The organism is Bacteroides sp. AF25-38AC, assembly GCF_003602995.1.
Lineage (GTDB): Bacteria > Bacteroidota > Bacteroidia > Bacteroidales > Bacteroidaceae > Bacteroides > Bacteroides uniformis.
The window spans coordinates 20,575-34,226 of record NZ_QTMD01000018.1; the positions used below are offsets into that span (position 1 = coordinate 20,575).

Annotated in this window: 19 protein-coding genes; 3 read left to right on the plus strand and 16 right to left on the minus strand. The window is 48.4% G+C overall.

Going from position 1 to position 13,652, the window contains the following annotated elements:
* Positions 1–13: 13 nt before the first annotated feature.
* Both DWY55_RS13280 and DWY55_RS13285 read left to right on the plus strand, forming a co-directional pair.
* The gene (locus DWY55_RS13280) at positions 14–526 is read left to right on the plus strand and encodes a glycoside hydrolase family protein (protein WP_118686905.1); all 513 of its coding nucleotides are present in this window, start codon (positions 14–16) and stop codon (positions 524–526) included.
* Between the two features lie 171 nt (positions 527–697).
* Positions 698–1,744 (plus strand): DKNYY domain-containing protein, encoded by a 1,047-nt coding sequence (locus tag DWY55_RS13285; protein WP_165859516.1) that lies wholly within the window; start codon positions 698–700, stop codon positions 1,742–1,744.
* A 163-nt stretch (positions 1,745–1,907) separates the two neighbouring features.
* Here the strand turns inward: DWY55_RS13285 and DWY55_RS13290 are convergent, their stop codons facing one another.
* On the minus strand, positions 1,908–2,831 hold the full coding sequence (locus DWY55_RS13290; protein WP_118687102.1) for a DUF932 domain-containing protein: 924 nt from the start codon (positions 2,829–2,831) through the stop codon (positions 1,908–1,910).
* 44 nt (positions 2,832–2,875) lie between these two features.
* Positions 2,876–3,166 (minus strand): DUF4120 family protein, encoded by a 291-nt coding sequence (locus DWY55_RS13295; RefSeq protein ID WP_055172636.1) that lies wholly within the window; start codon positions 3,164–3,166, stop codon positions 2,876–2,878.
* 335 nt (positions 3,167–3,501) lie between these two features.
* On the opposite strand from DWY55_RS13295, the gene DWY55_RS13305 reads away from it, so the two are divergent.
* The gene (locus DWY55_RS13305) at positions 3,502–3,846 is read left to right on the plus strand and encodes a hypothetical protein (protein WP_118686907.1); all 345 of its coding nucleotides are present in this window, start codon (positions 3,502–3,504) and stop codon (positions 3,844–3,846) included.
* 63 nt (positions 3,847–3,909) lie between these two features.
* Here DWY55_RS13305 and DWY55_RS13310 read toward each other — a convergent pair whose 3' ends face one another.
* The 14 genes from DWY55_RS13310 to DWY55_RS13375 all read right to left on the minus strand — a co-directional run bounded on the left by DWY55_RS13310 (position 3,910) and on the right by DWY55_RS13375 (position 13,611).
* Positions 3,910–4,623 carry a hypothetical protein gene (locus tag DWY55_RS13310; RefSeq protein ID WP_118686908.1) on the minus strand — a complete coding sequence of 238 codons (714 nt, stop codon included), beginning with the start codon at positions 4,621–4,623 and terminating at the stop codon, positions 3,910–3,912.
* A gap of 4 nt (positions 4,624–4,627) precedes the next feature.
* A complete protein-coding gene (locus tag DWY55_RS13315) occupies positions 4,628–4,960 on the minus strand; it encodes a hypothetical protein (protein ID WP_118686909.1) in 333 nt (110 codons plus the stop codon).
* Positions 4,957–6,027 carry an LPD29 domain-containing protein gene (locus DWY55_RS13320; RefSeq protein WP_005801763.1) on the minus strand — a complete coding sequence of 357 codons (1,071 nt, stop codon included), beginning with the start codon at positions 6,025–6,027 and terminating at the stop codon, positions 4,957–4,959. The genes DWY55_RS13315 and DWY55_RS13320 overlap by 4 nt, the downstream gene beginning before the upstream one ends.
* Before the next feature lie 10 nt (positions 6,028–6,037).
* Positions 6,038–6,247 carry a hypothetical protein gene (locus tag DWY55_RS13325; RefSeq protein WP_005801761.1) on the minus strand — a complete coding sequence of 70 codons (210 nt, stop codon included), beginning with the start codon at positions 6,245–6,247 and terminating at the stop codon, positions 6,038–6,040.
* Positions 6,248–6,258: 11 nt separating this feature from the next.
* Positions 6,259–6,855 (minus strand): hypothetical protein, encoded by a 597-nt coding sequence (locus tag DWY55_RS13330; RefSeq protein WP_072545499.1) that lies wholly within the window; start codon positions 6,853–6,855, stop codon positions 6,259–6,261.
* Positions 6,856–6,865: 10 nt separating this feature from the next.
* Complete coding sequence (locus DWY55_RS13335) at positions 6,866–7,096, minus strand: hypothetical protein (protein ID WP_005801758.1); 231 nt, start codon at positions 7,094–7,096, stop codon at positions 6,866–6,868.
* 13 nt (positions 7,097–7,109) lie between these two features.
* Positions 7,110–7,691: a hypothetical protein gene (locus DWY55_RS13340; RefSeq protein ID WP_005801757.1), complete on the minus strand. Its 582-nt coding sequence runs from the start codon at positions 7,689–7,691 to the stop codon at positions 7,110–7,112.
* A gap of 39 nt (positions 7,692–7,730) precedes the next feature.
* Entirely contained in the window at positions 7,731–8,219 is a 489-nt protein-coding gene (locus DWY55_RS13345; RefSeq protein ID WP_005801756.1) for a DUF4313 domain-containing protein, read from the minus strand.
* A gap of 31 nt (positions 8,220–8,250) precedes the next feature.
* Entirely contained in the window at positions 8,251–9,183 is a 933-nt protein-coding gene (locus DWY55_RS13350; protein ID WP_005801755.1) for a hypothetical protein, read from the minus strand.
* 84 nt (positions 9,184–9,267) lie between these two features.
* On the minus strand, positions 9,268–9,555 hold the full coding sequence (locus tag DWY55_RS13355) for a hypothetical protein (RefSeq protein WP_055300433.1): 288 nt from the start codon (positions 9,553–9,555) through the stop codon (positions 9,268–9,270).
* Between the two features lie 12 nt (positions 9,556–9,567).
* Positions 9,568–9,882: a hypothetical protein gene (locus tag DWY55_RS13360; protein WP_005801751.1), complete on the minus strand. Its 315-nt coding sequence runs from the start codon at positions 9,880–9,882 to the stop codon at positions 9,568–9,570.
* Positions 9,883–9,894: 12 nt separating this feature from the next.
* Entirely contained in the window at positions 9,895–10,386 is a 492-nt protein-coding gene (locus DWY55_RS13365; RefSeq protein WP_057254243.1) for a hypothetical protein, read from the minus strand.
* Position 10,387: 1 nt separating this feature from the next.
* A complete protein-coding gene (locus DWY55_RS13370) occupies positions 10,388–10,597 on the minus strand; it encodes a hypothetical protein (RefSeq protein WP_225226238.1) in 210 nt (69 codons plus the stop codon).
* Between the two features lie 11 nt (positions 10,598–10,608).
* Complete coding sequence (locus DWY55_RS13375; protein ID WP_118686911.1) at positions 10,609–13,611, minus strand: N-6 DNA methylase; 3,003 nt, start codon at positions 13,609–13,611, stop codon at positions 10,609–10,611.
* Positions 13,612–13,652: the final 41 nt, after the last annotated feature.

Here is a 13,652-nt window from a genome sequence, read left to right on the forward strand (position 1 = left end):
ACCTGACCTGCCTATGGGAATAAGAGCAAGATTGTTTGCGGCGTTTTTCGCCATAGCCTGTTTCGGTAGCATACCGTTGCGGGCGGAAAATCCGGTAAAGGAGAACCAGGACAGGTTCAGCCTTGCGGTCGAGTGTATCAAGCGGTTCGAGGGTTGGCATGGAGAAAAAAGACACTGGCCTTATGTCGGGTACGGGCATAAGGTCCTTCCCGGGGAAAGGCTGACCAATGACATTACTAAAGAACAGGGGGATTCAATTCTGAGAGCGGATTTACGTAAGCTGTGCCGTATGTTCAGTTATCTGGGACGTGATTCATTGATCGCCGCTGTTTTGAGCTATAATGTGGGGGCATACCGTCTGAAAGGTTACGGCAAAATGCCCAAAAGCAAATTGTTGAAGAAGCTGGAGACCGGAGACCGGAATATCTATAAAGAGTATATCTCCTTCCGGTGCTACAAAGGCAAAGTAGTGCCGAGCATTGAACGAAGAAGGAAGGTGGAATATATGCTGCTTTTTGAAGAATAAAAGAAAATGGAGAATCTTTCGGCATCGAGCCGACTGTCTTTCTCTGTATTTGTTATATACTGACTTATCATACGATTGAAAATCCACTGAAATACATATATTTGTACTTAAATATCAAAATCACACAATTTTGAGATGCCTATGTTTAATTTGGCGGAAAGGAGGCAAGCGATGAAAAAACAAGAATTAAAGAAGTATTCCAAAATAGTAATTATAGCTTCCGTAATTGGTCTGTGTGTTTGTGTGTCGTTGTATTTTGTTTTTCCTATTCCCAGAGGTAGTAAAGTTAATAGTGATTATTATACCTACTATAAAAATATCAGAGGAATATACTATATCTCGGTTGAACACTCGCTTGAATTGATAAATCACGGCAGTTGGGGCTATCTCAAAGATGTGGACGAATCAACATTTACTGTATTAGATAACCAATGGGCAAAGGATGCAACCCATGTCTGGTTTGGAGACAAGTTGATAGAAAACGTAGATGTCAAAACATTCCATATCAATGCCAGTGGAGTCGCTGTGGATAAAGACAATGTTTATATCCGAGACTATTCGGGTAACGGTTCATACAGTTCCTACATAAGCCCTTCTCACAGTGGTATAGACGTCGAAACAGCAGAATACTTTGTGTATCGTCTCGGTTCCAGACAGGACGAATGGATTAGGGATAAAGACTACGTTTATCACTATGATAAGAGAACGGATGTTGACAGAAACAGTTTTAGAATTATAGGGGAGGACTGGTTTATTGACAAGAACTATGTCTATCTGACCGTGTATAATAATAAAACTCAAGCGTGGGATTTATGTCGCATAGACTCCTTGCAATATCCTATCGAGGCGGGTTACAGTTATTTCCGTAATGGCAGGAATGTCATTTATGGTGATTCTGTAATTGTCCGGGATATAGATATTCGGCGTTTTGAGGAAATCGGTGTCGGCAAGTATTTAGTTAATGATATGCTCTTCTTGAATGGAGAACCTTTCCTCAAAGACTCATTGGACGTAAATAATGCCACATTCTATTTTTACGGGCGCATTGTAATCGACAAACATCATGTCTTCTTTGACAGGAAGCAACTGAATGATATCGACGCCGCTACTTTTCGTCAAATAAGCAATGAGGTCTTTGAAGATAGAAACTACATCTATACCATAAAAGAAAATTCATGGAAAGAAGAATATCCATTCGATAGAAAAAGGAAAGAATAATCAAATATACTTACCAATTGTCTCTAAAATTAATTTAATAGGTTACAAAGCAAAAAATAGATAACAGTTTAACGTTGTTCCTCATCCAACCATTAAATTAGAGCCGAGTTTGTCACTCAGCTCTAATTTTTATATATAGAATGAAATCCAATTCTGTTGCCGTTCAACTTACCAGAACCGCATCCTGTATTTCCACCTCTGCGGGCAGACGGGAAAGCAGGAGTTCCGCCATGGCTCCGTTCTGCGGAATCAGTGCCGGGAAATCCGTTCTGCCCGGCTTATATATCTCAGTCGCTACATTATACAAGTCCCAAGCGGTAACCTGTCCCTTTTCGCGGACCAGTTTCAGCACCTCTTCCGTGAAGATGGAAATCTGGCTCTGGTTCAGCGGGTAGGTTTCCACGGAGGATGACAGGTTCCTGTCCGAACTGTCATGGGAGACACGCAACGCTGTCAGCAGTCCGATATACATATATACTTCCTCCAGTGAGACGATTCTGCGTTTCAGTCGCTGAATCCTTGCGATGTCCTCGTTCATGTTCACCTCGAAGTTTGCCAGCCATCCGTCCACCGTCTCGAATACCCCTTCCGTTGTCACCTTGTTCTTTCCGTAATTGCAGATGCTCCTTTCCGGCGAGAGGATACACTGGTTATGGCATACTTTCACGCACGGGCCTATGGCAGCCTGTATGCCGTCCTGATGGTAGGCGACGACCAGCGTTGTTGTCAGCTCGTCCGTTTCCCAGTCCTTGATCCGGATGGTAGCGAAGATGCGTCGGAGGATGTGGGCTTCCACTGCTTTTTCACCAAGTGTCTGTTCCACCTGCGGGAGAATGCTTACTCCCGGCTGTGTCTTGTTCCTGTTCTGTGCCGCGAAGATTTCTTCCACCTCGTAATCGAGGTTGTACTTCTCGCAAATGTCCATCATACGCTGCAGGACCTGGTAGTGATAGATGCCCTGGACAGGCTTGCCGTAGATGTCATTTTCTTTGTAGGTACGCTGGAGAGTCTCGAAGTTCATTACTTCGATTCCGTTGTTCTGAAAATCAAACTGCTGTTGTTTTTCCAATACTGCCATTGCTTCCATAATCTTGAATTTTATAAAGTTAATACTATGATTGTCTATTTTTTTCAGGTATGTATCTGCCATCCGTGGAACGGTTCAAGTGTCACGGCAAAAGACTGGTCCGGTATTCCGTGATAGAGCAGACCGCCTACGATGCCGATGCTTCCGTCGGGATAGCGTTGCGTGAAGCCGAACGAGTACGGTGCATGGTCATAATAGAGCGAGATTTCGCTTGGATGGTCTGGATTTTCCTCCCATTTTTTCAGTCTGTCCAGACAGTTCTGGAGTGATGTGTCACCGATGGATTCGGCGTAACGCTTTACATTCTGGAAATGTTCTTCATTCAGGATTTTCATGAGTCATTGTATTTTATCTGTTAAACACGTCCGGCTCCGGGAGCCGGTATTTTTTATTTTTCGCCTGCCTGACTGTCCCGTGACCGTACCCGCAAGGTTTGGCGAAAGAAAATACCGCAGCCACCGGCGAGGATGATTTTCTTTCAGCCAACCCCATAGGGGCCTGACCTTGTCCGGGTACGTTGGACACGGGACTACCTTTGCAGGGAGGAAAATAAAATATACAGGTTATGTGTCGTTGTATTTTCTTGCAGGCATATCGGTGAGAAACCCTTTGATTTGTTCGTCTTTGACAAAGGAATGGTGTATTTTTGCAAATCCTAATTTGAAAAATCATGGAAGATTATATAAAGAAAGCTGCGGATGCTTTCCTTGTGGAGCGTCCGTATGGTATGCGTGTGGATTACAGTAAGCGGGGATACGTGCTGTTCAACCGTAACCTCAATGTGTTGGGCAATGGGGAATATGCCCGCCTGGAGGAACTGCCTCTGGAGGAGTTTGATGTGGACGAGATTCCCCTGGAAGGTGAAATCATAAAGGAACATGCGGGTTTTACCGACGTATTTTTCTATTCGGACTGTACCAATCCCTATGCAGGGTATGTGCTGGATCTGAAGAAGCTCAAGGCCTATAACCAGTTTATCTATCCCTTGGCGATGATACTGAACAGGAAGCTGTAAATCCTGATATGTCCTAATAATAGCGGTAACAGTTGCATAGGATGGCTGTTACCGCTTTGGATTTTATTGGCTGATTTCATCTTCGGCAAGGAATGCAAGATAGTCTGTTACAGCCTTATGACATCCGGTAAAGTCGGGAGTACGGCGGCCTTTGTATTTTCTGAAACTGACGGTTCCGTTCCGGTCAATTGCTGTTACATGTCGGTTGAATGTCCCTTTGGTTCTGATATGGATGTCAAAGCCGTCCCTTCCTGTGATTTCAAGAAACATTTCTGCCGTTATTTTCTCACCGTTCAGGAATTTCCGTTTGTTTTCGTCGAGTTGTTGATGCCATCGGGATTCTTTTTCCTTTCTTTCCTGTTCTTCTTTTCTTTTCCGTTCCAGACGCTTTTCTTCCTGCCTTTTTGCATACGTCTCACGGGCCTGTACCAAAGGGGTGGAGTCAAGACCGAGGGCATTGAATACATGGACAGACAAGAGTGGGATGATTTTTCCATCCTCTGCATCCTTCAGGGTGTTTTCAATCCAGTTTCTGCAATAGGTCGCTGCTTCTTTCCGGTGCCCCTCCTTGTCAAGGATTCTGCGTGAATATTGTCCACAGGAAAAATGGATATCACCTATCTTGCAGATTACATGGAAACTGTCTTCACTTTCGTTTCCATATTCGTTTTTTCTTGCCAGCGAGATGAATACATTCTCCGCATACGGTTCAAGTTCCATGTATGGGGCAACGATGGTGTTGCCGTCAAACTTGTATTTCAATACTTTTACTTTCATATTTCTATTCAGTTCTTCTGTCGGTACATATTTCTTCTATTATCTCTTTCTCTTTTCTCTCACCTTTGAGGAAGGCGAACAGCCACCGGAAAAAGAACGGGGCATGGTCTGTCCCCAGTTGTGAGCTTTCCCCGTTCCGGGTGGCGCATATTGCAAACCGTCCCAGTCCGAGACTGTCCTGTGGCGGTACGATATGGAATGACAGGTTTCCCGTACCGTTTATGTGAAGCCCGCCACGGTATGTGTAGAAAGTCTTTGCGGCTCTACTGTCCGTATCAATGTCCACCCGGCTGTAACCGTGGCGTTTCAGTTCTCTGATGATTTCCCTGTTTGTCATAATTGTATCTGTCTGATTGGATTTGAAATGTTCTGGTGTATTGTTCCCGTATTTGGGGATACGCCGTGTTCTGACACCCACTTCCGGTATGCTGTGGCATATTCCTGTCTTTCCCGTTCCAGACTGCTTTCCGTCTCCGGAGTATATCCGAGCAGGCGTATGTATCCGCTGTTGCAGCCTGTCAGTTCGCAGCGCATTCCGGCTGCCTCCAGTTTCCCGATGCGTTTCTGTGCCGTCTTCGCGCTTGAATACTCCTTGGGCCAGAAATAATGTTCGCCCTGTGAACCGTAAAAGTCTTCTCCGAGTATCATTTCCCCGATATGTCTCCGGCTTTCGATGAAGCCGAACCGGGCTTTGCCCAGTGCCTGACGCATAGCCTTGTGTGCAGGTCCCTCGGGAAACCTGAACACTTCAGGACTGTCTTTTCCCGTAATCTTCGGCAGTTCCATCCGGTACGGCTGTCTGTAGCTGCCGATTCCGAGCGTGAGGTAGAAGTTGGTGTGGAAATAGTCCGTCATTGGGTCGCTTTCATCAAAGTTGTACGACATGACAAAGTCCCTGACGTTTGTCATCACCTCCTTGGCCCGGTCGGTCAGACTGTCCGATGCCTGGATGTTGTAGTGGTTGATGTCTCCCTGTACCTTTCCGGACTCTCTGGTGAAAGCCTCGAAGTCCGCTTTCATCAGCCGGATAAGGATTGAGTTGTATCCGTCCCTGCGGACCGAGAAGGTGTATCTCGGATAGGTCTCCTTGAGCCATGCCCTGACCAGTTCCGTGATTTCCGGCGCGGACTGCCCGTTGTAGTTGCGCCCTTTCCAGCGGTATTCATTGTACACGTATTCGGTGTATTCCTTTGCGGTGGCATCCTGAAAGTCGTGTTCGTAGCCTGTCGGGGTTGTGGAAATGCAAGGCTTGTCTTTCCAGACCTCGAACAGCTTTCCGAATTCGGTATTCACCTGCTGCATGAGGGCAGTGTCACCACCCTTGTCCGGGTGGTGAAGCATTGCCAGACGGCGGTATTCTTTTTTCAGCTCCGCCAGTGAGTGTATGTTCTGAAAATAAGTCATAGTGTAGATATTAAAGTCCCGCAAGACGGTTGATGAAATATATCTGCCAGTCCTGGTCGAGTCCGAGGTTGCTGCACGCGATTTCGAAGTCTTCGCTTCTCAGGTCGTTGTCTTCCTGAAGTTCCTGCAGGTTTCTTATCTCGTCGTCCAGGTATTCCTGTGCCTCTTCCTTACCGCAACTGCATGAGTTGCAGATCAGGTCAATGATGTTCCGTGCCATAACCGTTGTCTTTAATTGTTTGTCAGGTATATGTTCCTCTTCTCGTCATAGTTTTTGCCGTTCCACCATTCGTCGGCGGCCTCGGCGAATGTCTGTCCGGAATTGGCTGAAGGGAAATCGGATGTCTTGAATCCGGTCAGGTATTCAAGGTTATCGGTGCTGTTGGATTTCCACCATTCCTGCATCTTTTCCAGAAAGGATTGTTTGGAGCAGGTTTCCACATTGTCCTCACAGCGGGAACACCAGATGTCATCGTCCACGTCACTGTGGTATTCATTCGTGTTTACATCCACCCATGCCTGGATTTCAATCTCCGTTGAACCGCAATCATTGCACACCTTGATTTCGGAATCGTCCGGGTGTTTGCGTCTGGCTTTGCCGTCATACAGGCTGACGGCCCGTTCCACCAGCTTTTCCCTGTAACGGTCCGTCAGTTCCGCATAGAACCGTTCAGCGGCTCCGAATATTCCCTTGTCCGTCATCAGAGACCATTTTTCCCAAAAGTGTGGGTGCATTTCCTTGAATACTGTCCTGCACTCTTCCTCGCACCAGGCATTCCACATATAGTAGAAGAAGCTCGAGACTGCATTTTCCGCTTGATATTTCATAATGTTGTTTTTATTTAAGGTTATACATCCTTGCAAAATAGCTGTTCACTTCAGGGATCCTTTTCTTGTAATAGGGCTGGTTGTCTCTGCACCAGTCCGCCAGTTCCTGTTTGTTCCTGAAAGGTTCCCTCCAGCTTTGCCCGCTCATGATCATTTCCACCTGCGGGGCCAGTTCCCTGATGAACGCTCCGACAGTCCATCCTTCCCAGACGTATCTGTCCATATTGATTTTTGTTGCCATATTGTCTTTCGTTTCAAGAGTTTCCTTTTGTATTTTCAAGTCGAAGCCTTACTGCTTCGTACATTTGATTAAGCCAATCAATGTTGCTGGCTCCGAGGTCGTAGGGAGTGTAGCAGGCCACTTCGTCCCCGCTTTCCTTCTCCAATGCGATTACTGTCATACTATCCTCCGTAACTTTAAGCTTCGTTACCCAGCATTCATACGGATCTCCGTTTTTCCCGAACCAGATGACCCATACCGGATCGTCATTGCTGTCACAGAATGAGATTTCTTTCAGTCCGTGCGCATCGAGCAGTTGCTTGATGGCTTCGATTATGTCCTTACGCAGTTCTTCAATCCTGTCGCTGAAACACATGGATGTGTATCTGACCTTGCCTTTACCGTCCCGTTCCCTGACAGACAGGATCTGCATGTCGGGGTGAGAGCCGAATCTCCAGTCTGTCACCTCGTCGTCATCGCGGGTAGTGTGTATGTTGCCGCCCAGTACCAGGCCGCAGTCTTCCGCTATCATTCTTTCCGCCTCGTCGCGGTCTTCCGCCACGACCTTGTAGGTACCCTCGAAGGAGTACCTTACTCTTACATCGTATTTTGCCATAACTCCTATGATTTGGTTAATGATTTCTGTTGTTGATTCTTATTCCTGGTTCTCGAACGATTCCGGTGACAACCGGTACAGTTCAGCCAGGTTCAGCCTTGCCATCGGGTATTCCACCCATCCGCTTTTGCGTCTGTATCCCGTGTCTTCGGCAAGGCTGTTCCTTATGAGGAATTCCATCGCTTCCGGATTGTTGTTGGTGTCAATGAATGCCTTGTCGGGAATCCCGAATGCCGGGGAGTCTTCCAGATTGACGGTAAGTACCGTGTATAGTTCCCCGTTGTCCGGTGATTCCAGACTCAGAACCGGCCATCCGTTCGGGTAGAAGCCGGTGACAAGCCTGAATTCCTTTTCATGGTACCGGAATGTCCTTTCAGACCGGTTTTTCCCGGATTCCTGAATTTTGAAGTCGTCTTCTCCTTCAGTGAATGTCCTCACCGGGCAGGACACATCGTAATGGCAGCCGTCTTCGTGTCCGCACAGGTATTCTTTTCCCTTGAATAGGATGATTGCATATTTCTTTTCCATGATTTGATATCTTTAAGTGACCATACTTGATTTATGAAGCGACAAGACCTATCTTTTCTCCGAAGAAGGAATCGCATACCCCGTACACATGCTTGATGGAGCATTCATATTTTGAGTTCTCGCTGTCAAGACGGAAGCGGAATCCGTGATAGTCCCTGACTTCCAGTTTCAGTCTGACATCTTTCAGGAGTTCCATTTCCAGGAGACTTCCACCGCCGTACATGGAGCTGAAGATGCCGCAGCAGTTGCCTTTGGGAATAATGACTTCCCCAAGCGAGAATCCGGCATCATAAAGTTCCTGCAGGCTTACCTTGCCGATATAGGTCAGCAGGTTGGCACCGCAGCAGGAGTTGATGAGTTCATGGTAGAACTGTTCATAGGATACCTGTTCCTTGCCGTCCCTGTATTTTTTGTCGGGGAACCGGCCATATACCGTGTAGCCTTTCTCCACCAGCATTTTCTTCACTTTGGCTGGATTGAGGTTCAGCGCGTCTATCATATCCCCGAAATAGGATTCCTTGTACCGGTATCCTTCCTGCGATTCCAGCCAGTTGGAATTGATGCAGTCGTAGTTTGACAGCATCTCGACACGCACGGGGATGTCATCCGTGTTTTTGAGAAGTTCTTTCAGCGTGTCAGAGTCGTTTCTGTCATAGATTTCTTCCCTGATTTCGTCTTCGTGTTCTTGAAAGAACTTGTCCACTTCCTCTTCCCCGAAATCATGGAAACGGATACATTCATCCTTCAGCTTTGAGACGATTTCACGGACAGCTTCCCATTCGGCGTCACCGTACCATTCGTCCACTTTCTCCCACAGACTTTCACAGCTCCTTTCTTCCAGACACTTCTGGATGGTGTCACGACAGTTGTCGAGATTGTCGTTGTAGTCCACCCATACCAGCGTGTAGGACTTGTCCATGAGCGATTTAACGAATTCCATTGTCAGTCTTTCCTGTTCTTCCATTTCTGTTACCTGTGTACGGCAGGATTCTATTTCCCGTACATGTCGTTTATAAATGAGAAGAGCGACCTTTCGGTCGCTCCCTTGTCATTCGTTCTCTTCCTTGAGCCTTTCATATTTCTCTGTTTCCATTTCCGTCTCGCCGTCGAAGTGGAAATGTGCCATATGACCGTATCCGGTTTTAGGCTCACCGCCGCATTTGTGCAGTGCGGTGTCTATTTCCCAGTCGGTATCACCGATGCCGAGGGATATGTATGTCCCTCTGAGCATACACCCGGCCAGCCTCAGTGCGGCATCCTTCCTTTTTTCCCGGCGGAGCCTGTCAAATGCCGCGAGCGCGATTTCCCGGTTGGGTATTTTTATCGTAGTTTCCATATCGTTTCATTTTCAGTTTGCCGTTTCCTTGTCTTTCCCGCTGTCTTTTGCTGCCAGGACACCGAAAGGCAGATCGAGTATCCTGTGGTTAAAACATAGCGTTGAATTGTAGTCCGTGCGTTGCCAGAGGGTAAAATGGTCTCCGGCGAACGACCATCTGAAATAGCCTGACAGTGAGCCGAACTGCGGATTGACATTCCTGCTTATGAGGAAGCGGTTCACATCCACGATGTGTCCCGCCGTCAGTAGTATGTTCAGTATTTCCACGAATGCCAGCTGCGAGTATGGGTCGATAGGCATTACAGGTCCTTTGAAGTTGATTTCCATATCTTTTGTCTTTTAGTCATAATTGTCATCAAATATTTCGTAACGGAATGTAAGCATGTCGCAGTAGTAGCTTGATACGCCCGTGTATATCAGGGCATCTTCTCCCGTGTCCGCGTCTTCTTCCGTTTCCGTGACGGTATCCCCGTACAGGTCATGGTAGTGTGATACCATCATGTGCGGGTCATCCGTGGTGATGTCATATCCGTAACTTCTGCTCCAGCTTATGAAAAACTCCGTTTCTTCCTCTTCGAGCCTTTCAAGGGCATCCCTGATCTCGAAGAAGTTGGGACAGAGCCATTCACGGCTGATCAGTGTGTCCGGAATGTTTTCCCATTTCGGATACCGGTATTCCGGTTCCTTTTCCCCGGGAAACAGGTCGGAACAGGCACTCAGGAACTCGCCCATGTCGCTGTAGTCGGACAGGTGCAGCCAGTAGTCCCTGTAATCCTTTATGTCAATGAGATGCTGTGTGGTCACGGCAATCTCTGCATTGTTCAGATCCATATTACTTGTCTTTTATGTATGTGGATGCCGGGGATTCCATTCCACCGACCTCGACAAGGTGCCGTGTCCCGGCTGTGCAGGGTTTTTCGGGAAAATACCGCAGCTCCGCGAGGATGATTTTCCTGAAAACCGCCTGCGGCCTGACCTTGCTCAGCCGATGGGGACGCGGCTTACCTTTGTCGGTGGGAATGGAACTCCCGGTCTTCTTCATACGGTTCATATTTATTCTGTTATGCGCTGGCTTCCCCAGCTGATGTGTATTTTGCCTTCACTGTCCTGCGTGCGGATGAGCAGGCTGTCGATGACAGACATTGTGATGTCGAACTCCTCGAAGATTTCTGACTGTTCTTTGACCTCACCGGTCTTGATGAATTCGTTCAGACGCTCCTTGGTCAGTACCAGTGCCATCAGGTTCTGTTCGACCGAATCTTCGTAGGTGACGTAGTGGACATCCTTCATTTCTTTGGAATCGAGACGGATGAAACGGAAGTAGAACTGTTCCATACGGGGGATGTTCCACTGCAGGGATTCCAGTATCACGTCGTTGCAGGTAGGTATGTTCACGGAGCTGCTCAGGCTCTGCTGTGTGCATATCAGGATGCCGTTGATGGTGGAGTCGAATTCGGTCACGATGCTCTGCCGTTTCTTGAAGGCTACATCTCCCTTGACCACAAATACAGGTCTGTCGGGAAAATGTTCCCGGATATAGCTCTCGTAGAGGTCGAAGGCCGCCAATGTGGTACATCCGATGGCAACCTTACCCGGTATTGTCCTTATGAGCCTTTCAATATAGCGGGTCTTGGAAGGATAACTGTCACCGTAGTATCCCTCTATCAGGTGAGGTACCGAACAGGCTTTGATAAGCAGCTTGATCTGCCTCATGAGTCTCAGTCCTGCATCCTTTTTCGTGTCTCCCGTGCTGTTGTAGTACAGCTCACAGATGCGGCAGAATTCCTCGATGATGACACGGTATACCTCGTGTTCTCCTTCCGAGGGACGGACGGTATGTGTCCGTATCCGGTATTTCTCTCCTGCGAAGTCCCTGAATTTACGGGTGATGACCGTTTTGCCGATAAGTTCGGAGAGTTCGTCCTTGTTGTACACGTCCTGGTTCTGTTTCTCGATGCCGAATACAGTGGCTTTCCCCGGACAGTGGCAGGCACGGAAAAGGACATGCCCCCTGAAGGCGGGGAACGGTGTTCCGTAATCCGGGTTGTTCTCTTCCTCTATCTCGTGGTCCCTGTTTTCGTGGTAGACCTGCGGGCTCCAGCATATCATATTTACGGAGTTGTTGTAGAGTAGTTCGAACTGGCTGTACAGTTCCGCGATGTTGTTGCGGGTGGTTGTTCCCGTGTCGAGGATCTTGTACCTGAGCCTCCTGAATATGCACAGGATGTTTCTTGTACGCTGCGATGTGGGATTGGTGATTTCGTCCGACTCGTCGAAGACAAGGCACAGCTTGCCGGAAGTGCGTTTCACGAAACGCATCAGTCCTCTTTTCAGTTTCCGGAGCATGGAGGTGGAGACGACAAGGAATGTCCCTTCCGGTATGTTGTTGAGGTCGCCGGCGGTCTGTATTGTACGGAAGCGTTCCTTGTTTATGGTAAGGAACGGTATCCAGGTCATGTTGGTGGCGATGGCCGGGGCAAGTATGATGACGTTCTTTGCCTTTCTGAACTTGAGCAGGTATTTCGCCCTGTGATAGACGGCGGCGGTCTTGCCTGAACCCTGCTGCCAGTTCAGCAGGGCGTAGCGTTTCTGCAACACGAGGTTCAGGTCGTGTTTCTGCAAGTCCGTGAATTCGCAGACTTCACCGTCCTTGTTGATGAATGTGGTGCGGTCCAGGTATTCCTTCAGGCCGGCATCTTCCCGCATTTCCGCAAACTGGAGATTCTGGGTCTCGTATTGCCTCTGTTTGCGCCGTATCAGTTTACTGGCGGCACGGATCTGCCGCATGTTCTTTTCTGTGACGTTTTCCGGCATCGGGAGTTCGGCCCTTCCGAGTATGAGGTCGTTGATGCCTGCGGCCTTGTGCGTGACCTTGTCAAGCAGACGCGGGGCATATTGCTTCAGCTTGAAGCCGTAGGATGTCTTCACCAATGCCACTTCCTTGCGCGGCACCACGTTCTGCGAGGTGATGTACCTGCGGATGATGCCGAGAACCTTGCCGGTGGTCAGCTTCTTGCGTTCCCATTCCTTTATCTGTTCCCGGGTGGCATTTTCCGGCGGTTTCTGGTTGCGGAATTTGGACACCAGCGCCTCCGCCTTTTCGACATGCCTGTTCAGCACGGCATGGGCTTTCAGCTCGTACATGTATTTGGCGAGCCTGTACTCGAACTGTTCCAGCTCTTCTTTGTCTATATGGTTGCACTCCCGCATCAGCTGGAGGCGCAGCCGGTGTTTCATTTTCCGCACTTCGGCTATGCGTTTCTTCAGCTCATCCATGCTGACAAACTCTTCCGCGTTGTAGGGCTGCATTTCAATATGGAGGGAACGGCGGAGGAATACCATGATTTTTGTTGCGAAATTCTGCACGCCCACCGTAGAGAAGGCTGAATGTTCCAGCCTGGTCTGGCCGATGAAGGAGAAATTCGAGTTGATTTTCGCCACGCGTGTCTTTTCCCAGAACTCGTTCTGCATGAAGGAGAGAGGGACGATGACCATCAGGATTCCGGCAGGGTTGAGCACGTCATAGGCCTTGTCCATGTAGAATTCCTGCGACAGCCTGTAATCAAATTTCAGGTTGAAGGGCGGATTTCCGACAATGATGTCGAAACGCTGTTCGGGATTGTACAGCTGTATGTCGCATTTCTCGATATGAGCTTCCGGGTAGAGGTATCTGGCAACGGCCACCGCCTTGCCGTCAATGTCGAATCCGTAGGCATTGTGCAGGTTGGGCAGATGGTTGAAGAAGTTGCCCATGCCGCAGCACATGTCAAGTACCATTTCCGCCGATGTCGGAGAAAGGGTCTCCACCATGCTCCGGCATATGTCGTGCGGGGTGAAGAACTGTCCCATCTCGAATTCCTTCTTGGCCTCGGCGTATTCATGGTAGCTGGTGAAATCCGACTGCCTGAGGTTGTGCAGTCCTCCGATTCCCGTGTAGCAGTTGTAGATGCTTTCCTTCGGAACGAGGTCCTTGCCGGAGTCTATGGCGAAAAGGATTTTCTCGTTGATCTCGGCACGCCTGTCCTGGGGAATCTGTTGGGGTATGATGGCATACATGTCTTTTCTTTTTTAATGGTTGGAAACGAAGACACCCCGCA